The organism is Marinobacterium litorale DSM 23545, from assembly GCF_000428985.1.
GTDB lineage: Bacteria > Pseudomonadota > Gammaproteobacteria > Pseudomonadales > Balneatricaceae > Marinobacterium_D > Marinobacterium_D litorale.
Genome location: NZ_AUAZ01000020.1, coordinates 1 through 24459, shown reverse-complemented (window position 1 = coordinate 24459; position 24459 = coordinate 1). Strand labels below are relative to the sequence as shown.

The following is a 24459-nucleotide window of genomic DNA, read 5'->3' as shown; positions in this document are numbered from 1 at the left end:
GGATAGCCGCAACAAGTCCATTGCTCACCGGGCTTGCCGGTTAGGGGCGATCAACGGCAGAATGCCTGCCTTCGCAACCAAACGCCCAGACCCACATGATTCCAAACCGCAGTCCCCGTGCCGCCTGGCAGGATACTCTGGCCCATGCGGTCAGCGACCCGTCAGACCTCCTGGCCCGCCTCGAGCTCCCATCCGACCTGGTTTCAGGTCAGGCGCGGAATGCTTTCCCGCTGCGGGTCCCCGAGCCATTTATTGCCCGCATGCGCAAAGGCGACCCGAACGATCCACTGCTGACCCAGGTATTGCCGCTGGCAGCCGAATCTGATTCGGTTGCCGGATACTCCACCGACCCACTGGGCGAAGCGGCAGCTCGTGCCGGCAAGGGGGTCGTTCATAAATATCAAGACCGGGTTCTGCTGATTGCCAGCAGTGGATGCGCGATCAACTGCCGCTACTGCTTCAGGCGCCACTTTCCCTATCAGGATAACCAGATCAGCGGCCGCCACTGGCAGGATGCGTTGAGATACATCGCGGCCGACAAAGAGCTCCGCGAGGTCATATTTTCCGGAGGCGATCCGTTGGTCACAACGGACCGCCGTCTTAGCGAGATGATACGTGACCTGGCGGAGATCCCCCATCTGCAGAGAGTCCGCATTCACACTCGACTACCGATCGTGATTCCCGCTCGCATTACCCCCGAGCTGACCGAAGCCATGACTGCCACCCGCCTCAAACCGGTCATGGTCCTGCACAGCAACCATCCGCAGGAGATTGACGAAAGCGTGGGCGATGCCATCAAACAGCTTCGCCAACAGGGCGTAACGGTACTCAATCAGGCGGTATTGCTGCGCGGAATCAATGATAATGTGGCGACTTTGACGCGCCTGAGCGAGTCTCTGTTTGAATATGGTGTTCTGCCCTATTATCTGTTCGTCCTGGACCGGGTGGCCGGTGCCGCCCATTTTGACGTGCCGGACGAAGAGGCGCAGGCACTTGTCGGTGAGCTACAGACCTGCCTGCCCGGCTACCTGGTCCCCCGACTGGCCCGTGAGATTGCGGGTGAGCCCAGCAAGACCCTGTTAACGCCGCTCAGGGGAAACCGGGATTGAACCGGGAACCGAACCGCACTATAACGATCACATACTGGATCTAATGCCAAAACCGGAGCCCAACACAATGAAAGGTTACGCTGCACCCGGCCGCTTGCTGGCACTGACCGGCTGCGCTCTGCTGATTACCGCCTGCGCCCAGAAACCTCAGCCGGTCGCCAAACCTGAACCGGTCAAACCTGAGCCCCCACCGGCACTGGTCATTAAGGACCTGCACCCGGCGGCACCGGAGAAACATGGGATCGTTGCCGCCCATATCGACTTTATCAACAGCTCCCAACAGACCATCGAGTATGTGATGTTCAAAACCACGGCATTTACCGGTGATGGCCAGGTGGTTAAGGCGAAGAAAAGCGGGCGACCCAACGCCTGGTTGCGCGTAGCCGGCCCCTTTGCGCCGGGTGAGTCCAGCGGCGACAAGCGTTGGGACAAAGTCTGGCAGAACAGCAAACTGTCATGCTTCCGTATTGATGGTGTGGAAACCATCGATATCGACGGCGTAGTGGAGTACTACGGCCCTGAACGTATCGCGTTGATGCCGGGCGTTCCTTCTGCCATTGACTGCGACGGTCAGAGCTGACTTCACCGCCGCTAAAGGGCTCAATCGCGACGCGGTGGCATGCTGGGAAAAGCGGTCACCGTGCCTTTGGCATCACTGATCCGGGGCGTCCCCTCCTGCTGCACCTCATCGATGCGGATGATCGCATGCATCGGCACGTAGGAGCGTTTAACTTCGGCAAACTGCTGCTTGAGCTTTTCTTCCGCCGGATCCACCACCAGCTCTGATTTGGAGCCGAAGACAAACCCCTCGAGCTGAATAAAGCCCCACATATCGCTGGGGTAGACATGTCGGACGTAAAGCTCGTACACCTTATCCTGATTAACGAAGACGACACGATAGATCGGATTATCAGCAGGCATGGGTATTCACATCTCCTAAACCCAGACAAGTATAAGTCAAGGACAGCAACACGCTGCGGTGCGCTTCTGCTGTGCCTACCTATATAGGGCCATTGGGCAAAAAAACAAGCGCCGGTCCAGTGGCTAAATCATGCCAACTCGCTGCTCATTTTCTGGTCTATAACCCAGTGCTTCAGTATAATATGCGGTCCTTTTGAAATACCCCTCCCAATCGACAGGTGATTCATGGCTAAAAAGCTGTTTATCAAGACACATGGCTGTCAGATGAACGAATACGATTCAGCCCGCATGGCGGACTTGCTGGGCGAAAGTCACGCACTGGAGCTGACCGACAACCAGGAGGAGGCCGATGTGCTCCTGCTGAATACCTGCTCGATTCGAGAAAAAGCCGAGGCCAAGGTTTTCCACCAGCTCGGGCGTTGGCGCAAACTGAAAGAGGCGCGTCCTGATCTGGTGATCGGTGTCGGCGGCTGCGTCGCCTCTCAGGAGGGTGCAGCCATTCTCGAGCGCGCCCCGTATGTCGATATGATTTTTGGCCCTCAGACCCTTCACCGACTACCGGAGATGATTAAAGAGAGTCAAGCTGGAGGCGTGGGCGTTGTCGATGTCAGCTTCCCCGAGATCGAGAAATTTGACCATCTTCCCGCCCCCAAAGTGGAGGGCGCAGAAGCGTTTGTCTCGGTCATGGAAGGATGCAGCAAATACTGCACGTTCTGCGTGGTGCCCTACACCCGCGGCGAGGAGGTCAGCCGGCCACTGGATGATGTGATCGCCGAATGCGTTGAACTGGCTGAGCAGGGCGTCCGCGAAATCAATCTGCTGGGCCAGAATGTTAACGCTTACCGGGGCGACACCGCCGACGGTGATGTGGCCGACCTGGCCGAACTGATTCGGATGGTTGCGGCAGTGGACGGCATCGACCGTATCCGTTTCACCACCAGCCATCCGGTGGAGTTCAGCGACTCGCTGATCGAGGTCTACGGCGAAGTGCCGGAACTGGTGAGCCATCTGCACCTGCCGGTACAAAGTGGCTCCGACCGTGTCCTGATGGCGATGAAACGCGGCCATACCGCCCTGGAGTACAAATCCAAGCTGCGCCGAATTAAAAAGTTACGCCCGGATATCAGCTTCTCGTCTGATTTCATCATTGGCTTCCCCGGCGAAACCGATAGCGACTTCGAAGCCACCATGAACCTGATTGCCGACATCGGCTTTGATGCCTCTTTCAGCTTTATCTACAGCCGTCGCCCCGGCACACCGGCTGCGGATCTGCCCGATGACGTCAGTGAAGAGACCAAGAAAGCCCGCCTGAAAATCCTGCAGGACCGGATCACCGCCCAGGCGATGCAGATCAGCCGCCGCATGGTCGGCAGCACACAGCGCATCCTGGTCAACGGCTACTCGAAAAAGGACCCGGGACAGTTGTCCGGACGCACCGAGAACAACCGTGTCGTTAACTTCCGCTGTGACAACCCGGACCTGATTGGCCACTTTGCCGATGTGAAGATTGTAGAAGCCTATGCCAACTCGCTGCTCGGCGAGCTGGTCAGCTCCGAACTGGAACTCGCCTCATGACTGATAGTAACGACCCGGCAGCCCGCCCCTCCGTCAAACTCCAGCTGGAGCCGGAAAGCCCCGAGGCGCTGGCCAACCTCTGCGGCCAGTTCGATGAGCACCTGAAGCTGATTGAAAAACGTCTGGGTGTCGAAATCCGCAATCGCGGCGGCGCGTTCCAGCTTCTCGGCGACCTGGACCTGATCCGGGCGGTGGCCGACATCCTGCAACAGCTCTACAGCGAAGCCGTCGACGGAAAGACACTTTCGCCGGAGATGATCCATCTGCATCTTCAGCAGGCTGGGGTGGAGCAGCTGCAGAATGAGTTGCTGAAAGAGGATAAGGAGATCAGCGTCCAGACACGGAAAATGCTGATCCGCCCACGGGGCCCCAACCAGCAGGGTTACGTGCGCTCTATTCGCCAGCATGACGTGAACTTTGGTATTGGTCCCGCCGGTACCGGCAAAACCTACCTGGCTGTCGCCTGCGCCGTCGAAGCGCTGGAGCGCGAGGAGGTCAGCCGGATCCTGCTGGTCCGCCCCGCCGTGGAAGCCGGCGAAAAGCTGGGCTTTCTGCCCGGTGACCTGGCGCAGAAAGTGGACCCCTACCTGCGCCCGCTCTACGACGCTCTCTACGAGATGATCGGCTTTGAGAAAGTGGCCAAGCTGATTGAACGAAACGTGATCGAAGTCGCGCCCCTGGCGTACATGCGCGGCCGCACCCTGAATGGCTCATTCGTCATACTGGATGAGAGCCAGAACACCACCCGGGAACAAATGAAAATGTTCCTGACCCGTATCGGTTTTGGCTCTACCGCTGTAATTACCGGCGATGTGACCCAGGTCGATCTACCCAAGGGCACCCGTTCGGGGCTGCTACACGCTATCGATGTGCTCGATGGTGTTAAAGGGATCGGGTTTACCCATTTCACGGCCCGCGACGTGGTTCGCCATCCGTTGGTGCAGCATATCGTGCAAGCCTATGAGGCGTTTGAAAAGCGTGAACAGGAGCAGGGAGTGCGATGAACCGGCACATAGACCTTCAAATCGACGTTGATAACAGCGCCGCGCTGCCCCAGCCTGAGCAGTTCGAGCGCTGGGTACAAACGGCCCTTGACGGGCGCATTGACCGGGGTGAAATCTGTATTCGAATTGTCACCCCGGAGGAGAGCCAAACGCTGAACCGTGAGTACCGGGGCAAAGACCGGCCCACTAACGTGCTCTCCTTTCCGTTTGAAGCCCCACCCGGGGTACCGGTGGACCTGATCGGCGATCTGGCGATCTGTGCCGACGTGGTCGAGCAGGAAGCCCAGGAGCAAAACAAGACGGTGACCGATCACTGGGCCCATATGGTCATTCACGGCACCTTGCATCTGCTCGGTTTCGATCATATAAAGGACGACGAAGCTGAGGTCATGGAAGCACTCGAAATCGAGCTGCTGGCCCAGCTGGGTATTGCCGACCCTTATGAATCCGCTTAAAGGAGCAACATGAGCGAAGATCGATCGGGAAGCTCATCAAAGAGCTGGCTGGAAAAACTGACCCACGCCTTTTCCGATGAACCCAGAACCCGGGAAGATGTTCTTGAGGTTCTCTATGAAGCGGGCGAAGAGGGCATCCTGGACCAGGATGCCGTGAGCATTGTCGAAGGCGCCATGCAGGTGTCCGATATGCAGGTCCGTGACGTGATGATTCCACGCTCGCAGATGTCGGTCGTTCACATCGGCCAGTCGCCGCGCGACTTCATGCCGCTAATTATCGCCAGCGCCCACTCCCGCTTTCCCGTCTGCGGCGAAAACCCCGATGAGATTGTCGGCGTACTGCTGGCCAAAGACCTGCTGCCGTATCTGCTTGAAGGCCGCCTCGACGAATTTGACCTGCGCACGTGCATGCGCAAGGCGACGATGATTCCCGAGAGCAAGCGTTTGAACGTCTTACTTAAGGAGTTTCGCGGCACCCGCAACCACATGGCGGTGGTGGTCGACGAATATGGCGGGATCGCCGGCTTGATCACTATCGAAGATGTGCTGGAGCAGATTGTTGGCGAAATCGAAGATGAGCATGACGCCGATGATGGTGAAGGCAACATCAAGGCTTTCGATGACGAAGGCTATATCGTCAAAGCACTCACCCCCATTGAAGATTTCAACGAATACTTCGACCTGGGCCTGCCGGACAACGAGTTCGACACCATCGGCGGCCTTGTAACCCAGCAGTTCGGCCATCTGCCGGACAAGGACGAATCGGTCGAGTTCGAGGGCTTCAGCTTTAAAGTGCTGAGTTCCGACAACCGCCGGATTCGCCTGTTACAGGTTCAACGTATCGAGCGCTAAAATGGGCCGCCGGATTCGCTACCCGGTTGCCCTGTTCGCCGGCGCAACCACCACGCTGGCCTTCGCGCCGTTCAATTATGCATTCTTTGCAATCCTGAGCCCGGCCCTGCTCTGGTGGCTGTTGCGCGAAGAGCATAGCCCTGCTCGCGCACTGATGACCGGCTGGCTGTTCGGCCTGGGCTTTTTTGGTGCCGGCGTATCCTGGGTCTACGTCAGCATCCATACCTACGGCCAGGCCTCCGTCCCTTTGGCGGCTGGTCTCACGGGCGCATTCTGCGCGGCCCTGGCACTTCTGTTTGGCGCACAGAGCTGGATCGGCGCACGCTGGTTTCGGTCACCTGCGACCGGATGGTTGGCATTCACCGGACTCTGGGTGGGCTTCGAGTGGCTCAGAAGCTGGCTGCTAACCGGTTTTCCCTGGCTCTATCTGGGCTACGGCTGGACTGAAACGCCCTTGGCCTCGCTGGCACCGTTAACCGGTGTTTGGGGCCTGAGTCTGATTTCCGTACTGCTTGCCGCAGGCATCGTGGAAGCACTCGCTCAGCGCAACCTGCGACCGCTGCTTCCTGGCGTCATATTAGCCCTGTGCGCATGGCTACCCTTCCCCGCCTGGACCCAGGCCAGCGCACCTCCATTACAGGTTGCTTTGGTCCAACCCAACGTCCCGCAGATGATGAAATGGGCACCCCAAGCCCGCAATCGGATCGTTAGCCAGCTGGTCACGCTGAGCCTGCCCCACCGGGACGCTGACATGATTATCTGGCCCGAGAATGCGATCCCCGCATTTTATTATCAGGTGGCAGGGCAACTCTCTCCTCTGCTGGAAAACAGCGCAGACGCGCGCATCATTACGGGACTTCCCAGTGCAACGAAAAGCTCTGACGCGCCCGGACGTACGCTGTATCACAACAGTCTGGCGGTCCTGAACCAGCCCGAGCAGCGCTATCATAAACGCCGACTGGTGCCCTTTGGTGAATACGTACCGCTGGAAGCCCAGCTACGGGGGCTGATCGAATTTTTCAATCTACCCATGTCCAGCTTCAGCCTGCCCGAAAAGGACACAACCCTATTGCAGGTTGGCGACCACAGACTGGCGCCGGCCATCTGTTATGAGATCGCTTATCCAGAGTTGGTCAGAGACGGTGCACGTGAAGCTGACGCCATCCTGACCCTCTCCAACGACACCTGGTTCGGCCGCTCCATCGGGCCTGACCAACATCTGCAGATGGCGCAGATGCGCGCACTGGAGAATGGTCGCTGGGTAATCCGCAGCACCAACAACGGAATCACCGCCCTGATCGATGAGTCGGGCCGAATCCGTGGCCAGTTACCGGTGGATCAAACCGCAGTACTGACGGGCGAGGTCCAGCCCATGACGGGGACAACGCCCTACCAACGCGCAGGCACCTGGCCAGTCCTCGGTGTTGCGCTGTTGCTCACTCTCTGCCCTCTGTTACAGCGCGTCCGAACGGCGCGAAAACACCACAGCGCCGCAGCCACAGGGTTCGATCTTTGAGGTTTCCGTCAGTTGCTGAGTCGCTCCACAGAGACGACACTCCAGCGTTCCAGGGGCTGTAATTTCGCCTGCCAGATACTCATTCTCGCCATGCTCGAGCTGCTCCCGCAGCAATTCATAGTCGATTCGGGTACGGTCGGCCACCGCCAGTAAGCGGTCGATCACCTGGCGTTCGAGTATGTTCAAATCGAAGTGCAACCAGGCAGCAACGCCCGCCCCAGTCTCATGAATGTAATACCCCAGCTGCTTCAGGTCCCGACGAATATAGGCCTTAAGCAGATCGACCTCATCGCGAGTCATCTCCTCGGCAGCAAGCTCTAGCTCCGCGGCATCTTCAATCTGCTCCTGAATATAATCCCAGGAGTACTCGCCCGCCTTATCCAGCCGCTCGGTCAACCGGTCCAGAATCCGATCATAGGCTTCCGGAGCCTTGGAGGAATGCTTGGGCACGTTTTTATCGTTCTTGGTCATAACAACTCCTTGGGTACAACAATCGATTCCCGGTGCCACTCAACAGCACCCTTCTTAGTTCTATAGTACAGCCCCTGACACTTAGAAAGTCACTGTTCCCGGTCAGTGAAACCCGAGGAAAACTGGCCTTGACCCTTGAAACCGCTGTATCCTATGCGGCAACGTTTTCAACATTCTTTTAACGCAGAACCGGCGCCCGGATCCGCCCGAAAGGGCCTAACAATCCGCCTGGCGCCGGTTTTATTGTGAACTGAACCAACGGACCGTAATGAACGAACAGTATCAGCCCCGGGAAATCGAGACCAAGGCTCAACAGTATTGGCAGGAGCACGACAGCTTCAAGGCACGCGAAGACACACAGCGCGAAAAGTTCTACTGCCTGTCCATGTTTCCCTACCCCAGCGGTCGCCTGCACATGGGGCACGTTCGTAACTATACGATCGGCGACGTTATCTCCCGCTACCAGCGCATGCGTGGCAAGAACGTGCTCCAGCCCATGGGCTGGGACGCTTTTGGCCTGCCCGCCGAGAATGCGGCGATCAAGAACAACGTACCGCCGGCCAAGTGGACCTACGAAAATATCGACTACATGCGTGACCAGCTGCGCCAGATGGGATTTGGCTACGACTGGGACCGCGAGCTGGCCACCTGCCACCCGGAATACTACCGTTGGGAGCAGTGGTTCTTCACCCGCCTCCTGGAAAAGGGCCTGGTCTATAAAAAAGAAGCCGAGGTTAACTGGGACCCGGTGGACCAGACCGTACTCGCCAATGAGCAGGTCATCGACGGCCGCGGCTGGCGCTCCGGCGCAATCGTTGAGCGCAAGAAGATCCCTCAGTGGTTCCTGAAAATCACCGACTACGCCGATCAGCTCCTGACCGATATCGAAAAGCTGGAGCACTGGCCAGAGCAAGTGCGCACCATGCAGCGCAACTGGATCGGCCGCTCTGAAGGCGTAGAGCTAAGTTTCCATGTGGATGGCTGGGGTGACCTCGAGGTCTTTACCACTCGCCCCGACACCCTGATGGGTGTGACCTATGTGGCAGTTGCCGCCCAGCACCCACTGGCCCTGAAAGCCTCTGCCGGAAATCCGGAGCTGGCACAGTTTGTTGAAGAGTGCCGCCACACCAAGGTTGCCGAGGCCGATATGGCAACCATGGAGAAAAAGGGTATGCCCTTGGGCATTGAAGCGACTCATCCAATTACCGGAGAGAAGGTTCCGGTCTGGACCGCCAACTTCGTGCTGATGGATTATGGCTCTGGCGCTGTCATGTCGGTACCGGCTCATGACCAGCGCGACTGGGAGTTCGCGAAAAAATATGATCTGCCGATCAAGCAGGTCATCGCCCCGCTTTCGGCAAAAACCGACGTAGACCTGGACCAGGAAGCCTTCACCGAGAAAGGTGTACTGATCAACTCTGGCAGCTTTGACGATCTGGAGTTCGACGTTGCCTTCAAAGCGATCGCCAAAGAGCTCTCCGGCAAAGGCCGTGGCCGTGTCACCATCCACTTCCGCCTGCGTGATTGGGGCGTTTCGCGTCAGCGCTACTGGGGCGCTCCGATTCCCGTGATCAACTGTCCAGGCTGTGGATCAGTACCGGTCCCCGAAGATCAACTGCCTGTCCTTCTGCCGGAAAACGTGGAGTTTGACGGTGTCGGTTCACCGATCAAAAAGATGGACAGTTTTATCCAGACCGAGTGTCCGAAGTGCGGTGCTGCCGCCGAGCGCGAAACCGATACGTTCGACACCTTTATGGAGTCGAGCTGGTATTTTGCGCGCTACGCCAGTCGTTTCTCTGATAATGCGATGCTGGATCCCGCAGCAGCCAACTATTGGTTGCCGGTAGACCAGTATATCGGCGGTATCGAACATGCAATCCTGCATCTGCTTTACTCCCGTTTCTATCACAAGCTGCTGCGTGATGAGGGTCTGGTCGACTCCGACGAGCCTTTCACCCGCCTGCTATGCCAGGGCATGGTATTGGCGGACAGCTACTACTACGAAGATGAAAACGGCGGGAAGGTCTGGGTATCCCCTACCGATGTAGAGATCGACACCGACGACAAGGGGCGTATCACCGCCGCCCGTCACAAGCCGGATGGCCGCGAGCTAATTCACGACGGCATGTCCAAGATGTCGAAGTCGAAAAACAACGGTATCGACCCGCAAGTGATGATCGATCGCTACGGTGCCGACACCGTGCGCCTGTTCATGATGTTCGCAGCACCGCCTGAGCAGTCTCTGGAGTGGTCCGACTCCGGCGTGGAAGGCGCGAACCGTTTCCTGCGCCGCCTCTGGAAACAGGTGCACGATCATTTGCAGCACGGCACTTACGCACCGGCTCTCAATGCCGATGATCTCAGCGACGAACAGCGTGAACTGCGCCTGAAAGTACATGAAACCATCCAGAAGGTCACCGACGATATCGAACGTCGCCAGACCTTCAACACGGCGATCGCCGCTATCATGGAACTGTCCAACAGCATCGGCCGTTTTGTCGATGTCAGTGACGCCGGCCGCGCTGTTATGCGCGAGGCGCTGGAGACTGCGGTACTGCTGCTGTCACCTATCGTTCCCCACTTCAGCCATGAGCTCTGGCATCAGCTGGGACACGATGGCGCAATTCTCCATTCGGACTGGCCTCAGGTCGACGAAGCGGCACTGGTCCGTGCCAGCATCGAGATGGTGGTGCAGGTTAATGGCAAGCTGCGCGCCAAAATCAATGTGGCCGCCGATGCTGACGAAGACGTCATCCTGCATCTGGCGCTGGCCGAAGAGAACGTGCAGAAGCATATGGACGGCAAAGCGATTCGCAAGAAGATCGTGGTACCCGGTAAGCTCGTCAACATCGTGGTCGGCTAACAGGGGACTGTTCATGTATAAGCGCCGCTTCTGGCTTGGACTACTGCTCACCTCCGTGATCAGTGGCTGCGGATTCCACCTGGCCGGCTATCAGCCGGTCCCTGAATCCCTGCGTCAGGTTGATCTGGTGATCTCAGAGCGGCGCCCCAGCCAGATCCGCTCCCAGCTTAATAACCTGCTGGAGGTCTCGGGCATCGAGATTACCTCCAGCGCTAACAAACGGTTGCAGATTCATAGCGAGAACACGCGGCGGCGCGTTCTGACCCGGACGGTCAGCGACGATGCCATCGAATATGAGCTGATCGCCACGGCACTGTTCAGCGTCTTTGACCGCGATGGAAAACCACTGATCGATCGTCGCGAAGTCCGTGCTGAGCGCGTCTTCAATGACGACGACAACACGACAGCGAGGGATGCGCTCGAAAACCAGATCAAGCAGGATCTGCAAGGACAACTGGCTAACCAGATATTGCGCCAGTACCTGAGCCTGGCGCCCGCCGAGTAAGCGCTGCGATGAAAGTTCGCACCGAGCAACTCGCCAGCCATCTAAAGCGCGAGCAGAACAGCCTCCCGGTCTACCTGGTTACCGGTGACGAACCTCTATTGTGCGGTGAGAGTGTCGACCTGATTCGCGGCCATCTGCGCGAACAAGGCTTCACTGAACGTGACGTGATGCATATAGATGCAAGCTTCAACTGGGACCGGTTATTGGAAAGCGCTAACGCGTTGTCTCTATTTGCCGAGCGGAAAGTGATTGAGCTACGCCTGGGCGGCTACAAACTCAACCGGTCCGCCAGTGATCTGCTCCAGCGATACCTGGCTGATCCAGCCCCGGACAACACGCTACTGATCATCGCTGACCGCCTTGAACGCAACACCAAGCAGAGCGCCTGGTTCAAAACCGTCGAGCAAAAAGGTGTTGTGGTTGAGGTTTGGCCCGTCGAACCCGACCAGCTACCGCAGTGGCTGGCACAACGAGCGGCCAGCCAGGGCCTTGAGCTGGAGCCCGACGCACTGGCTCTGCTGGCCGACCGCATCGAGGGAAACCTGCTGGCCGCCCGCCAGGAACTAGACAAACTCGCGCTACTTCATCCCAATCAGCGTTTAAGTGCCGATGAAGTGGCTCAGGCCGTCAGTGATAGCTCGCGCTTTGATATTTTTGCACTGACCGATGCGGCGCTACAGGGGCAGATCAAACGTGCCCGACATATACTTCAGGTATTACGCCAGGAGGGCAATGATGCGACGATCGTGCTCTGGGCACTGGCACGGGACCTCAGACTGATCTTCCGGGTGACTCAGGCCCTGAGTGAAGGCCAGCCATTCGATCCACTGTGCCAACGGGAACGGATCTGGGGTAAACGCAAACAGATTATTCGCCAGGCGTGCAGCCGACTGCCGACCGATAGGCTAGAAGTGCTTCTGCAGCAGGCGGCTCTGGCCGACCTGATGATCAAAGGTCAGGCGCCTGGCGATCCCTGGCTGACCCTGGAACAGATGACTCTACAGCTGGCGGGGTGTGCAACACCCTGGGAAGAGGGATACGAGAGGGGCTAACGATGGCAATACATGCCCGAGCACTGTTGCTGACATCACTGGCCGCCCTGACCGCCGCCTGTTCTCAACCGGATCCGGCACGGCTCAAAACAGGCGATGAGCTTTACGATTATTACTGTCGCAGCTGCCATCAGGAAAACGGCCTGGGCGAGTACCTCGAAAACCTGACCCATCCGGTTCAAGTTCAGCATCATGAGCTGGTTTTGATGATCCGCAGCGGCTACCGCTTCGAACATCCCCCGCTCCATCTGCCGCAGTTATCGCCAGAGCAGGCCGATGCAGTCGTGAAATACGCGATGGCACTGCGTCGTTAAGAGAGTTGTTCTCTAACCACCCGAAGCAAAGCATCTCCCTCACCGCGATCAAGCAACGCCTGTATCTCACCACTCGCCATCGGGACCACCGATAACAAAGCTCTTGCCGGGACCTGCAGCATACCGGCAAAAGGCTCCAACAACTGATCGACCAGCACCAGAACCGGCGTCTGCTGAAACTCCAGCGTTTTGACATTGACCGACTGATCAGCCTCCGCTAGAAACTGCACGGAGCGACCATCGTGGGTCACCCCGCTAACGGTGGGAAGCCCGCCCATATCCGGCGCCTCGACGACAAGCCGGCTTAGAATCAATACATTTTGCACAATGTCGCCCTCACTCAACCACCCGCACCCACGAAGCCCAACTGGCGCCAGGACTCATAAACAACCACAGCACAGGCGTTGGAGAGATTCAAGCTACGGCTTTTTCCCAGCATCGGCAGACGCAGGCCCTGGAAGCGTTCACGTACCGATGCGGGCAACCCCCGGGTTTCGGGGCCGAACAGCAGCATATCACCGGGCGCAAAGGTGGCGTCGCTGTAACTCTGCTGAGCCTTGGTCGTCAGCGCCCATACGGTCCCGGGCTTGACTGACTCCAGACAACTGTCCAGATCGGGCCAGCTGCGTACCGCTGCGAATTCGTGATAATCAAGCCCTGCCCGACGCAAACGTTTATCGTCCAACTCAAAGCCCAGCGGCTCGATTAGATGAAGACGATAGCCCGTATTGGCACACAGGCGAATGATATTGCCGGTATTGGGGGGAATTTCAGGTTGATAGAGGACCACATCGAGCATATCCGACTCCGAATGACTGTCGCAGCCGGATACTACCCCCGACACATTCAGTCGTCACCCTCTTCATCCGCGAGACTACCGGAATCCAAATCCAGCTCCTTAATCTTCCGGGTCAGCGTATTCCGCCCCCAACCCAGTAGCTGAGCCGCATCACGACGGCGTCCGGCCGTGTGTTTGAGTGCCACCTCGATCATCACCTTTTCGAACTGAGGCACCGCTTCGTTAAGAATGCCCTGCTGCCCCCGAGCTAACTGCTGGTCGGCCCAAATACGCAGTGCCTGCTCCCAACTGCCGGATACAGGGCCATTTTCACTTTGCGCTTCAATCAGCTCCGTGGGCAGATCAGAGACCAGGACTTCACGCCCGGAGGCCATTACGGTCAGCCACCGGCAGATATTCTCCAACTGGCGCACGTTACCCGGCCAGGGCAGATCGCACAGAAACTCCTCGGTTTCCTGCTTGAGGATCTTAGGCTCCACACTCAATTCTTCTGCAGAGTGGGCCAGGAAGTGACGGGCAAGGCGCGGTATATCTTCCCGCCGCTCGGCAAGCTTGGGAATATGGATGCGAATCACGTTCAGGCGGTGAAACAGGTCTTCACGGAAACGCCCCTCTTTCACCAGACGCTCAAGATTCTGGTGAGTCGCCGCAATAATCCGCACATCGACCTTGACCGGTGTATGACCGCCCACCCGATAAAATTCACCGTCGGCCAATACACGCAACAGCCGCGTTTGCGTATCGGCGGGCATATCGCCGATCTCATCGAGAAACAGGGTGCCGCCATCCGCTTGCTCAAACCGACCGCGCCGCGCCGCCTGGGCGCCGGTAAAGGCCCCTTTCTCATGACCGAACAGTTCAGACTCGATCAGATCCTTCGGGATCGCCGCCATGTTCAGCGGGATAAAAGGCCGTGCGGAACGCGGGCTGTGACGGTGCAACGCATGCGCCACCAGCTCCTTACCGGTACCCGACTCCCCGTTGATCAACACCGTAATATTCGAGTGGGAAAGCCGACCGATCGCACGGAAAACCTCCTGCATCGCGGGTGCTTCACCGATGATTTCGGCACTGGCATCCTCTTCCTGCTCAGTGACTTTCTCCTTGCGCTCGTTGGCGTGTTCGATTGCACGTTTAACAAGCGCAACGGCCTCATCCACATCAAACGGTTTAGGCAGATACTCAAAAGCACCGCCCTGATAGGAAGCCACCGCGCTATCAAGGTCGGAGTGCGCCGTCATAATGATGATCGGCATCTCGGCGTTTACCTGCTGCAGATGCCGTAACAGCTCCAGACCGTCGGTACCGGGCATCCGGATATCACTGATGATCGCATCCGGCTGCTCCCGCTCTAGTCGACGGATCAGCTCATCGGCACTTTCGAAAACCTGCGTATCCACGCCGGCAGAGCCCAGCGCCTTTTCCAGCACCCAGCGAATAGAACGGTCGTCATCAACGACCCAGACCTTACCTGAGGTTCTCATGATTCTGCTCCAGCGGTATAAACAGTTGGAAGCGGGTCTCGCCCGGCTCCGTATTGCACTCAATCAAACCATGGTGACGATTGATAATTGATTGAGCGATAGACAAACCCAGCCCCGAGCCGTCCGGCCGTCCCGTCACCATGGGATAAAATATGGAATCGATCATATCGCGCGGTATGCCAGGACCGTTGTCGATCACCTCCACCGAGCACACCAAGCGATGCCTTTCAGTACCCAGCGTTATCTGCCTCAACGCCCGGGTCCTGAGAACAATCTGCGGATCAGGCGTCGCCGCTTCCTGCAACGCTTCCATCGCATTACGCGCAATATTGAGAATGGCCTGGATCAGCTGTTCACTATCCCCCTCGAATTCGGGGATACTTGGATCGTAATCCCGGACCAAACTGATACGACCTGCACATTCCACCTGAATCAAGCTGAACACGCGCTCAAGGATGGCGTGGACATTCACAAGCTCGATATTAGGTAACTTGTGAGGCCCGAGGAGCCGATCCACCAAATTTCTCAGACGATCCGCCTCCTCTATGATGATCCGCGTATATTCATGCAAAGACTCATCACCGAGCTCTCGCTCAAGCAGCTGAGCGGCGCCACGTATTCCACCCAAGGGGTTCTTAATTTCGTGCGCGAGACCTCTCACCAGCGTTCGTGCAGTGGCATGGCGAGTCAGGATCTCCTCTTCACGCTCAATACGAATCAAGCGATCGCGAGCCTGTATCTCAAGCAGCACACCGGACTGGGGAACCGGATTAACACTGTAGTCAACGATCAGCTCCTGCCCGGTTTGCGTGACAAGTCTGGATTCGCGTTTACTGTAAGGATGCCCTGAACTGAATGACTCCTGCAGTACCCGAATCTCCTCTTCGCTTGAGCTTAACCACTCTTCAATGGGCCGGTCTTTCATGCGCCTCAGCGTGGCTTCCAACAGCATCTCAGCGGCCGGATTCATGTATTGAATACAGAGCTTCTCGTCGAGCAGAAGAACGGAGGACGTCAGGTTATCCAGGATCTGTTTATGTGTCTGTTGACGAAGCATTTATCGGTTCTCAATTCCAATGGCCGGATTCATGCAAAAAAAACACCAAAATCTTATGCACGTAAACGGGCCATCAATGGGCCTATACGGAGCACATTACACAGAGGCTCCGCTTTCTCAAAAAAATAACGCACCAAAACTGATCACTCACTCTTTTTACGCACCCTGGGTGAGCTCTCCCTCGAAAGCGAACCAATAAAAAAGCCTCCCGAAGGAGGCTTTCTGCAGCGTTAATCGAAACGATTAAACTGAGTAGTACAGATCGTACTCAACCGGGTGAGTCGTCATGTTGACGCGCGCAACTTCTTCACGCTTCAGCTCGATGTAAGCGTCGAGCATATCATCAGTGAATACGCCACCCTTGGTCAGGAACTCACGATCAGCTTCCAGAGCATCCAGAGCTTCAGTCAGAGTTTCACAGACTGTCGGGATTTCAGCGGCTTCTTCCGGCTCCAGGTCGTACAGATCCTTGTCCGCAGCATCGCCCGGGTGGATCTTGTTCTGGATGCCGTCAAGACCTGCCATCATCAGACCCGCAAACGCCAGGTAGGGGTTAGCAATCGGATCCGGGAAGCGGGTTTCGATACGACGACCTTTCGGGCTGGTCACGTACGGAATACGGATAGAGGCTGAACGGTTACGGGCAGAGTATGCCAGCATAACCGGCGCTTCAAAGCCCGGAACCAGACGCTTGTAGGAGTTAGTACCCGGGTTGCACAGTGCGTTCAGCGCTTTAGCGTGCTTGATGATACCACCGATGTAGTACAGGGCAGTTTCGCTCAGGCCAGCGTAGGCATCACCAGCAAAGATGTTAACGCCGTCTTTGGACAGAGACTGGTGAACGTGCATACCAGAACCGTTGTCACCAACGATCGGCTTCGGCATAAAGGTCGCAGTCTTGCCGTATGAATGGGCAACGTTGTGTACGCAGTATTTCAGGACCTGAACTTCGTCAGCCTTGTTTACCAGAGTGTTACCGGCAACGCCGATCTCACACTGACCAGCAGTTGCTACTTCGTGGTGATGAACTTCAACTTCCAGACCCATGGCAGTCATAGCGTCGCACATAGCGGCACGCAGATCGTGCAGGGAGTCAACCGGCGGAACCGGGAAGTAACCGCCCTTGACGCGCGGACGGTGGCCGATGTTGCCGCCTTCGATTTTGTGAGAAGAGGACCAGGCCGCTTCTTCGGAGCTGATGGAGTAGCCGCAACCACCCATGTCAGCGTGCCATTCAACAGAATCGAAAACGAAGAACTCCGGCTCCGGACCGAACATCGCCGTGTCGGCAATACCGGTGGACTTCAGGTACTCTTCAGCACGCTTGGCAACAGAGCGCGGGTCACGCTCGTAGCCCAGACCAGTCATCGGCTCAACGATGTCACAACGGACGATAACGGTAGCATCTTCGGAGAACGGGTCCAGCAGAGAAGCGCTGTCATCCGGCATCAGAATCATGTCGGAATCGTTGATACCCTTCCAACCGGCGATGGAAGAACCATCGAACATTTTACCTTCTTCGAAGAAGTCTTCGTCGATTTCGGTTACCGGCAGAGTCAGGTGCTGCTCTTTACCTTTGGAATCAGTAAAACGCAGGTCGACCCAGCGCGCTTCGCTTTCTTTGATCAGATTCAGAGTTTTCTCTGACATTTGGCTCTCTCCACTCGATGAATTGCCAGACGCATAATTCTTTTAAGCTGCACGTTTATCAAACGAGCTAACTATGCGAAATGGCAAGCAAACTATATGCCAGCACTCAAACTGTGCTAACCGCCTATTTTTTGGTCGTGGCAGCACGCTGTTGGAACCATGAGTGCACCAACAAAGGGCATAATCAAAACATTGCGCACCAAAATAAAGCGCGCACCAATATTCCAACGACCACCCAAAAGCATTCCGATAATACTCCAATGTGCTCTTGCCGTCTTTAGAGCACGCGCCATCCCGGATTCAAACACCGACCTGATCACTCTTTGCTCAGACAATCATCGATTGTTTGTCATCCGACGCGTATAATATGGCCCCTTCAATATCAGACCAGGTACACCCGAGTGATCGACAATCTCAGAAACATAGCCATCATCGCCCACGTCGACCATGGCAAAACGACCCTAGTGGACAAATTGCTGCAGCAGTCAGGCACACTCGACCGTCGCGATGAAGGCGCAGAGAGAGTCATGGACTCCAACGACCAGGAACGTGAACGCGGAATCACCATTCTCGCCAAGAACACGGCTATCCGTTGGGGCGAGTATCGGATCAACATCGTTGACACGCCCGGACACGCCGACTTCGGTGGCGAAGTAGAGCGCGTTCTATCCATGGTCGACTCTGTACTGCTTCTGGTCGATGCCGTCGACGGTCCCATGCCGCAAACCCGCTTCGTGACTCAGAAAGCATTCGCCCGTGGCCTGCACCCGATCGTAGTCATCAACAAGATCGATCGCCCCGGCGCGCGTCCTGACTGGGTTATGGACCAGGTATTCGACCTCTTCGACAACCTTGGCGCCACTGACGAGCAGCTGGACTTCCCGGTTGTTTACGCCTCCGCACTTAACGGTATCGCGGGGCTTGAGCCCGAAGCGATGTCCGAGGACATGACACCGCTGTTCCAAGCCATCGTCGATCATGTGCATCCGCCGGTTGTGGACGTAGACGGCCCCTTCCAGATGCAGATCTCCGCACTGGACTATAACAGCTACGTCGGCGTTATCGGTGTCGGCCGAGTCACCCGTGGCCAGGTCAAGACCAACACCCCTGTTAAGGTTGTGGATAGCCATGCAGCAGTGCGCAACGGCCGGGTCCTTAAAATCATGGGTTACCATGGCCTGGAACGTGTTGAAGTTGACTCGGCTCAGGCGGGCGACATTATCTGCGTTACAGGTCTGGATGAGCTGAACATCTCCGACACCCTCTGCGATCCTGAAGTGGTCGAGCCGTTGCCGGCACTGACAGTGGACGAGCCCACCGTCTCCATGACTTTCCAGGTGAACGACTCCCCATTTGCAGGCCAGGATGGAAAGTTCATCACCAGCCGCAACATCAAAGAACGCCTGGATCGCGAACTGATCCACAACGTTGCTCTGCGCGTCGAGCCGGGCGACTCTCCGGAGAAGTTCAAGGTCTCCGGCCGCGGCGAGCTGCATTTGTCAGTATTGATTGAAAGCATGCGCCGCGAAGGTTTCGAATTGGGCGTATCCCGCCCGGAAGTTATCCAGAAAGAGATCGACGGTCAGATCCAGGAACCGTATGAGCTCGTGATGATGGATGTTGAAGAGCAGCACCAGGGCTCCGTCATTGAAGAACTCGGTAAACGCCGCGGCGACATGACCAACATGGAAGTCGATGGAAAAGGGCGTATTCGGGTCACCTTCATGATTCCGTCTCGCGGCCTGATCGGCTTCCGCAGCCAGTTTCTGACCATGACATCCGGCACCGGGATCATGACTTCGATTTTCGACCACTACGGTCCGGTCAACAAAGGCGAAGGCGTAAGCCGTAATAACGGCGTTCTGGTTTCCATGGTGAACGGCAAGGCACTGGGCTACGCACTGTTCAGTCTCCAGGAACGCGGGCGCCTGTTTATCGACCCGAACATCGAAGTCTACGAAGGAATGATTCTCGGTATCCACAGCCGCTCTAACGACTTGGTTGTTAACCCGACCAAGGGCAAGCAGCTGACCAACGTTCGTGCGTCGGGCACCGATGAGAACATTGTGCTGACTCCACCGATCAAGTTCACGCTGGAACAGGCACTCGATTTCATCGAAGACGACGAACTGGTCGAAGTCACCCCTTCTGCGATTCGTTTGCGCAAAAAGCTGCTCAAAGAGCATGAGCGCAAACGCGCCGGCAACAAGAAGTAAGCTGCTACTCGGGAGCCGGTAACCGGCTCCCCTGTTCCGCAGGTTTTGCAGCCTTTATACTGCTCCGAAGATAAAACGGCAGGAGCGAAGGATGCGTACGTTATACCCCGAGATCAGGACCAATCACGAATACAGTCTTGACGTGGGAGAGGGACATACTCTCTATTTTGAAGAAAGCGGAAACCCCAATGGAATCCCCGTGCTGTTTGTTCACGGTGGCCCAGGTGGCGGTACTGCCCCAACCCATCGACGCTTCTTCAATCCGGACCGCTACCGCATCATCCTGTTCGACCAAAGGGGCTGCGGACGCTCCACACCCCATGCTTCACTCGCTCATAACACGACCGCCGACCTCATCGCCGACATGGAGAAAATTCGCCAACAGCTCTCCATTGAACGCTGGCTACTGTTTGGCGGAAGCTGGGGTTCCACGCTCAGCCTCGCCTATGCTCAGGCGCATCCAGATACCGTTTGCGGTCTGATCCTGCGCGGCATTTTTCTATGCCGGCCTAATGATATCGCCTGGTTTTATCAAAGCGGTGCCAGCGCTATCTTTCCTGACTATTGGCAAGATTACCTCGCCCCCATCCCCGAACCGGAGCGGAATGACCTGCTAACGGCTTACTATCGGCGGCTTACATCCGATAACGAGCTTTACCGTATGGCGGCCGCAAAAGCCTGGTCGGTCTGGGAGGGACGCTGTTCAACCCTGGATCCCAATCCTGATATCGTTGAACACTTTTCCGATCCACACTTTGCTCTGGCGATGGCCCGTATCGAAGCACATTACTTTATTAATGGCGCGTTTTTGGAACCCAATCAGCTACTGGACAACTGCCATAGGATTGAGACGATCCCTACGACCATCGTGCAGGGACGCTACGATATGGTATGCCCTGCTGAACAGGCCCACGCCCTTTATCAAAAGCTACCTGAATCCGAACTCCATATCGTTCGGGATGCCGGTCACTCCGCCTTCGAGCCAGGCATCATCGATAATTTGATCACCGCCACCGATAATTTCGCGCGAGACCGGGCTTAAACTTATGAAAGGGCTGATTCAGCGCGTGAATCGCGCATCGGTAAAAGTGGATGGAGAGGTGGTCGGCAGCATCAATCGCGGCATCTTGCTGCTGCTCGGAGTAGAACGGGACGACGATGAAGCGCGCGCTGACAAACTGCTTCACAAAGTCGCTAACTACCGGATTTTCCCCGACCAAGAGGGCCGGATGAACTGCAGCCTCTCGGACATCGGAGGCGAGCTACTGATAGTCTCTCAGTTCACACTGGTCGCAGATACTCGCAAAGGAATGCGTCCCGGATTTTCCAAAGGCGCAACACCCGAGTTGGGCGAAGCGCTTTATAACGACTTTGTATCAAAAGCGGACGCAAAACTGGGTAAAGTCTCCACCGGACGTTTCGGCGCAGACATGAAAGTATCGCTTGAAAATGATGGCCCGGTTACTTTCATGATTGAGACATAAAATTGATCCAGATCAATTTTTATCAACCACATCGCAAAATCTAGGAGTTTTTCCTATAGGAACTCCGCCTCAAAATCTGGAGTATAGGCCTTGAGGGACGCAAGGACGCGTGATGAATAGCTGGAGAGCTAACCCCTCCCTCACATCAAGGAATGACGTGAGGTTGGCAAGGAAGCCCACAGGGGCCTGCTTCACGGATGTGTCCAGGCCCCTCCTTGTCATTTTTCCTTTGTCTGTATTCCCCGCCTGACTGTTTCCAACTGCCACGGCAGACCGACGTTAATCCGTAGATTACGTTTCTAGCGGTAACCGTCCGCCCATCACCTCTTGCCAAGGTCAGACGTTGTTTATTTATTGATCTAACTCAACTCACACCGGATCGGTCCGTGCAACTGCACACCAGCACCCTTAAGGTGGTGGCTGACAGAGGGCAATGGAGTGCCAGTGCTCTCAGGATGAGAGCCTCTGTCGCCTTTTCAAGGATGTGTCGGAGGCTGCAAGGACGCAGCGGAACTCCCTCGTCTTTTCATGCAGCAGGTGACCAGTGCTGCGGCAGCAGCTCGTGGATCGCACTGGCTTTCTGGGTTGGCAGGCGTTCCAAGACGTTCTTCAGATAGGCATAGGGCTCATGGCCATTGAGCTTGGCTGACTGGATCAGACTCATGATCGCGGCAGCCCGCCGGCCACTGCGCAAGGAACCTGCGAAGAGCCAGTTCTTCCGACCCAACGCCCAGGGGCGGATCAGGTTCTCCACCCGGTTATTGTCGATCGGCACCGCCCCATCCTCCAGGTAACGCGTCAGCGCCGCCCAGCGTTTAAGGCTGTAGTCCAGCGCTTTGGCCGTGGCCGTGCCGTCCGGCACTTTCGTGCGCTGCGCCTGCATCCACCGGTGCAGTCCATCGGCGATCGGTTTTGCTCGGCCTTGCCGGATCCACTGACGCTCATCGTGTGAGAGGTGAGCGGATTCCCGCTCGATCTCATAGAGTTGGCGGATGTATTCGACGGCCTGACCGGCGATATGGCTTTTTCCACTGACCTCAAGTTCCACGAACTTGCGCCGGGCATGGGCCATACAACCGATCTCGGTGACCCCATTGCCGAAGCTGGCTTTGTAACCACTGTAGTCATCGCAGACCAGTTGGCCCTGCCAGTCACCCAGGAAGTCACGGGCGTGCTGACCGCTGCGACCGGTCGTGAAGTGGTAGATCACGGCCTTCCGTTCAGCATACGCGGTACTGGCATACGCCCAGATGTAGGCTTTATGGGTTTTCTTCTTGCCGGGAGACAGCATCGGTACCGGGGTCTCATCCGCATGCAGCACCGCTTCCTTGAGAAGCGTATCGCGCAACGCATCGACCAGTGGCTGTAGCTGTACGCCACAGATACCGATCCACTCGGCCAGAGTGGAGCGCGGCAGTGCGACGCCGGCACGGGTGAAGATCTGTTCCTGTCGGTACAGCGGCAGGTGGTCGGCGTACTTGGCGATCAGTACCTGGGCGAGCAACCCTGAGGTAGGGATCCCCTTGTCGATGATCTGTGCCGGCATCGGCGCCTGGATCAACGTCTCGCACTGATCACAGACCCACTTGCCCCGGATATGTCGCTCTACCATGAACACGCCGGGCGTATAGTCGAGCTTCTCACTGACGTCTTCACCAATGCGCTTGAGCTGGCAACCGCAGGTGCACTGGGTATTGTCAGGCTCATGGTGGATCTCGGTACGAGGCAGTTCAGGCGGGAGCGGTGAGCGCTTGGGCTGACGCTTTTCAGCAGGGATGGCCGCTGGAGCCTGTAACTGCTCCAGTTCGGCCTCTATCCCGGCGATATCCGCATCCGTGACTTCGTCCAGCAAGCTGATCTGAAGCACGTTGAGGTGTTCGCTACGTTGGCCATATTTATGGCGTCTGAGCAGTGCGACTTCGTGGGTGAGCTGCCCTATTTTCAGATCGCGCTGCTGGATGGTTTGGTCACGCTTCTGGATAACCTGATCGCGCTGCTCAAGGGCTTGATCGTGGGCCTGGATTACCTGGTCCTGCTGCTCGACACGGGTCATCAGCTCGGCGGCTAACTGGCGGAGCTGTTCAGGTGTGAGCTGGGTCAGGTCTGGAGAGGTACTCATGCACGACAGTATGCCCTCGTTAGAGCGGTATGGGGATGCCCGGAATGGCTAATAGCCCGGCGAGCGTGCCTGTGCTCAACAGGGTTGGCGCCTCAGATCTGGGTAATCACACCGGCGGCACCGACGCACTGCCAAGGGAGTCCCTGTACCAGTGCTGTCAGTTGCTCGGCTGTTAAGACCCGGTGATCACCGCGCCAAGCCTCAACCCAATGGAATTTGCCGTGGTTGAGTCGTCGTGCACATAACCAGATACCCAGGCCGTCATGCACCAACACCTTGATCCGGTTACCGTGTTTGTTGGTAAACAGATAGGCGCAGTGGGGGCGAGCCTCACCGAATACTTTAATGACCCGGGCCAGGGCCGTGTCCGGTCCCGCCCGCATATCCATGGGTTCGGTGGCTAGCCAGATCTCATCAATGCGGATCATTGCAGCAGATCCTGCAACCAGCGCAGACAGCGGTCGCCGTCAGCCAGTGGCCAGTTCACGACGATGCTGCCGTCGGCTCTCGGGATCTCGATACGGATACTCTCGCCGGTACATGCTGATGGCGGTGGTGATGAAGGGGCTGGCAACGGGATAGGTAAAAAGGCAGCTGGCACTGGTTCCGTTTCATGCTGCCGAGCGGCGCGAATCCATTTATGGACCAGGTTGGCGTTGAGGCCATGCTCCAGAGCTATCCGGGCGACCGAAGCACCCGATTGCTGGCAGTCAGCTACGATCCGGGCTTTAAACTCGGCGGTAAAGCGGCGACGCGTCTTCGGAATGTCTGATGTGCTTAACAGGGTCATAACAGGTGTCCACTTAAAAATAGGTGGACACTATCACCAGTGGATGACCGGTAGCTCAAGATGGGTTCGGCGGACGGTTACCATGGACGCTGTGTAGTGCACAGCAGATCCTCGCTCCAAACATTAAAGGGTATACGGATTTAATGGTTGATGGGGCACCTTCACCCCATCAATCTGATACCACCCTCAGATGGTTGATAGATCGACTCCGTAGTTGAGTTCC

24 protein-coding genes are annotated in these 24459 nt (G+C 56.9%); 14 read left to right on the top strand and 10 right to left on the bottom strand.

Features of this window, described 5'->3' with window-relative positions:
* Positions 1-95 precede the first annotated feature (95 nt).
* Both epmB and G403_RS24590 read left to right on the top strand, forming a co-directional pair.
* Positions 96-1109, top strand: coding sequence for an EF-P beta-lysylation protein EpmB (gene epmB, locus G403_RS0114500; protein ID WP_027854615.1), 1014 nt, complete (start codon positions 96-98; stop codon positions 1107-1109).
* 67 nt (positions 1110-1176) lie between these two features.
* Positions 1177-1689, top strand: a complete 513-nt coding sequence (locus G403_RS24590) for a hypothetical protein (protein ID WP_051299083.1) — start codon at positions 1177-1179, stop codon at positions 1687-1689.
* Between the two features lie 20 nt (positions 1690-1709).
* On the opposite strand, the gene G403_RS0114490 is transcribed toward G403_RS24590, so the two are convergent.
* Positions 1710-2030, bottom strand: a complete 321-nt coding sequence (locus G403_RS0114490) for a DUF1820 family protein (RefSeq protein ID WP_027854614.1) — start codon at positions 2028-2030, stop codon at positions 1710-1712.
* Positions 2031-2255: 225 nt separating this feature from the next.
* On the opposite strand from G403_RS0114490, the gene miaB reads away from it, so the two are divergent.
* Genes miaB through lnt form a run of 5 tightly spaced genes read left to right on the top strand, consistent with a single transcriptional unit; the run spans position 2256 to position 7432 of the window.
* Positions 2256-3605 (top strand): tRNA (N6-isopentenyl adenosine(37)-C2)-methylthiotransferase MiaB, encoded by a 1350-nt coding sequence (gene miaB, locus G403_RS0114485; RefSeq protein WP_027854613.1) that lies wholly within the window; start codon positions 2256-2258, stop codon positions 3603-3605.
* On the top strand, positions 3602-4609 hold the full coding sequence (locus tag G403_RS0114480) for a PhoH family protein (RefSeq protein WP_051299081.1): 1008 nt from the start codon (positions 3602-3604) through the stop codon (positions 4607-4609). Before miaB ends, G403_RS0114480 begins: the two co-directional genes overlap by 4 nt.
* A complete protein-coding gene (ybeY, locus tag G403_RS0114475) occupies positions 4606-5064 on the top strand; it encodes an rRNA maturation RNase YbeY (RefSeq protein ID WP_027854611.1) in 459 nt (152 codons plus the stop codon). The genes G403_RS0114480 and ybeY overlap by 4 nt, the downstream gene beginning before the upstream one ends.
* Positions 5065-5073: 9 nt before the next feature.
* Positions 5074-5916 carry a CorC family transporter gene (locus tag G403_RS0114470; RefSeq protein ID WP_027854610.1) on the top strand — a complete coding sequence of 281 codons (843 nt, stop codon included), beginning with the start codon at positions 5074-5076 and terminating at the stop codon, positions 5914-5916.
* A gap of 1 nt (position 5917) precedes the next feature.
* A complete protein-coding gene (lnt, locus tag G403_RS23490; protein ID WP_084404053.1) occupies positions 5918-7432 on the top strand; it encodes an apolipoprotein N-acyltransferase in 1515 nt (504 codons plus the stop codon).
* Here lnt and G403_RS0114460 read toward each other — a convergent pair.
* Positions 7370-7903 (bottom strand): zinc ribbon-containing protein, encoded by a 534-nt coding sequence (locus G403_RS0114460; protein WP_027854609.1) that lies wholly within the window; start codon positions 7901-7903, stop codon positions 7370-7372. The genes lnt and G403_RS0114460 overlap by 63 nt on opposite strands.
* Before the next feature lie 268 nt (positions 7904-8171).
* On the opposite strand from G403_RS0114460, the gene leuS reads away from it, so the two are divergent.
* The 4 genes from leuS to G403_RS0114440 are packed head-to-tail and all read left to right on the top strand — an operon-like array spanning position 8172 to position 12637.
* Positions 8172-10766 carry a leucine--tRNA ligase gene (leuS, locus tag G403_RS0114455; RefSeq protein ID WP_027854608.1) on the top strand — a complete coding sequence of 865 codons (2595 nt, stop codon included), beginning with the start codon at positions 8172-8174 and terminating at the stop codon, positions 10764-10766.
* Positions 10767-10779: 13 nt separating this feature from the next.
* Positions 10780-11271 (top strand): LPS-assembly lipoprotein LptE, encoded by a 492-nt coding sequence (locus G403_RS0114450; protein WP_027854607.1) that lies wholly within the window; start codon positions 10780-10782, stop codon positions 11269-11271.
* Between the two features lie 8 nt (positions 11272-11279).
* Positions 11280-12323 (top strand): DNA polymerase III subunit delta, encoded by a 1044-nt coding sequence (holA, locus tag G403_RS23485; RefSeq protein ID WP_051299079.1) that lies wholly within the window; start codon positions 11280-11282, stop codon positions 12321-12323.
* Positions 12324-12325: 2 nt separating this feature from the next.
* Positions 12326-12637 (top strand): c-type cytochrome, encoded by a 312-nt coding sequence (locus G403_RS0114440; RefSeq protein WP_027854606.1) that lies wholly within the window; start codon positions 12326-12328, stop codon positions 12635-12637.
* On the opposite strand, the gene G403_RS0114435 is transcribed toward G403_RS0114440, so the two are convergent.
* From G403_RS0114435 to glnA, 5 genes are all read right to left on the bottom strand, one after another.
* Positions 12634-12963 (bottom strand): hypothetical protein, encoded by a 330-nt coding sequence (locus G403_RS0114435; RefSeq protein WP_156899711.1) that lies wholly within the window; start codon positions 12961-12963, stop codon positions 12634-12636. The genes G403_RS0114440 and G403_RS0114435 overlap by 4 nt on opposite strands.
* A gap of 14 nt (positions 12964-12977) precedes the next feature.
* Complete coding sequence (trmL, locus tag G403_RS0114430) at positions 12978-13436, bottom strand: tRNA (uridine(34)/cytosine(34)/5-carboxymethylaminomethyluridine(34)-2'-O)-methyltransferase TrmL (protein ID WP_027854604.1); 459 nt, start codon at positions 13434-13436, stop codon at positions 12978-12980.
* Between the two features lie 47 nt (positions 13437-13483).
* Complete coding sequence (gene ntrC / locus G403_RS0114425) at positions 13484-14920, bottom strand: nitrogen regulation protein NR(I) (RefSeq protein ID WP_027854603.1); 1437 nt, start codon at positions 14918-14920, stop codon at positions 13484-13486.
* Positions 14904-15977: a nitrogen regulation protein NR(II) gene (glnL, locus tag G403_RS0114420; protein WP_027854602.1), complete on the bottom strand. Its 1074-nt coding sequence runs from the start codon at positions 15975-15977 to the stop codon at positions 14904-14906. The genes ntrC and glnL overlap by 17 nt, the downstream gene beginning before the upstream one ends.
* Positions 15978-16220: 243 nt before the next feature.
* Positions 16221-17627, bottom strand: coding sequence for a glutamate--ammonia ligase (gene glnA / locus G403_RS0114415; protein WP_027854601.1), 1407 nt, complete (start codon positions 17625-17627; stop codon positions 16221-16223).
* Positions 17628-18028: 401 nt separating this feature from the next.
* Here glnA and typA point away from each other — a divergent pair, with 401 nt between their 5' ends.
* The 3 genes from typA to dtd all read left to right on the top strand — a co-directional run bounded on the left by typA (position 18029) and on the right by dtd (position 21327).
* Positions 18029-19843, top strand: a complete 1815-nt coding sequence (gene typA, locus G403_RS0114410) for a translational GTPase TypA (protein WP_027854600.1) — start codon at positions 18029-18031, stop codon at positions 19841-19843.
* Between the two features lie 91 nt (positions 19844-19934).
* Positions 19935-20885 (top strand): prolyl aminopeptidase, encoded by a 951-nt coding sequence (pip, locus tag G403_RS0114405; protein ID WP_027854599.1) that lies wholly within the window; start codon positions 19935-19937, stop codon positions 20883-20885.
* A gap of 4 nt (positions 20886-20889) precedes the next feature.
* Positions 20890-21327 (top strand): D-aminoacyl-tRNA deacylase, encoded by a 438-nt coding sequence (gene dtd / locus G403_RS0114400; RefSeq protein ID WP_027854598.1) that lies wholly within the window; start codon positions 20890-20892, stop codon positions 21325-21327.
* A gap of 526 nt (positions 21328-21853) precedes the next feature.
* Here dtd and tnpC read toward each other — a convergent pair.
* The 3 genes from tnpC to tnpA form a co-directional block, all read right to left on the bottom strand.
* Positions 21854-23446 carry an IS66 family transposase gene (gene tnpC / locus G403_RS0114395; RefSeq protein WP_027854597.1) on the bottom strand — a complete coding sequence of 531 codons (1593 nt, stop codon included), beginning with the start codon at positions 23444-23446 and terminating at the stop codon, positions 21854-21856.
* Positions 23447-23538: 92 nt separating this feature from the next.
* Positions 23539-23874 carry an IS66 family insertion sequence element accessory protein TnpB gene (gene tnpB / locus G403_RS0114390; RefSeq protein ID WP_027854596.1) on the bottom strand — a complete coding sequence of 112 codons (336 nt, stop codon included), beginning with the start codon at positions 23872-23874 and terminating at the stop codon, positions 23539-23541.
* Entirely contained in the window at positions 23871-24236 is a 366-nt protein-coding gene (tnpA, locus tag G403_RS0114385; RefSeq protein WP_036233978.1) for an IS66-like element accessory protein TnpA, read from the bottom strand. The genes tnpB and tnpA overlap by 4 nt, the downstream gene beginning before the upstream one ends.
* Between the last annotated feature and the right edge of the window lie 223 nt (positions 24237-24459).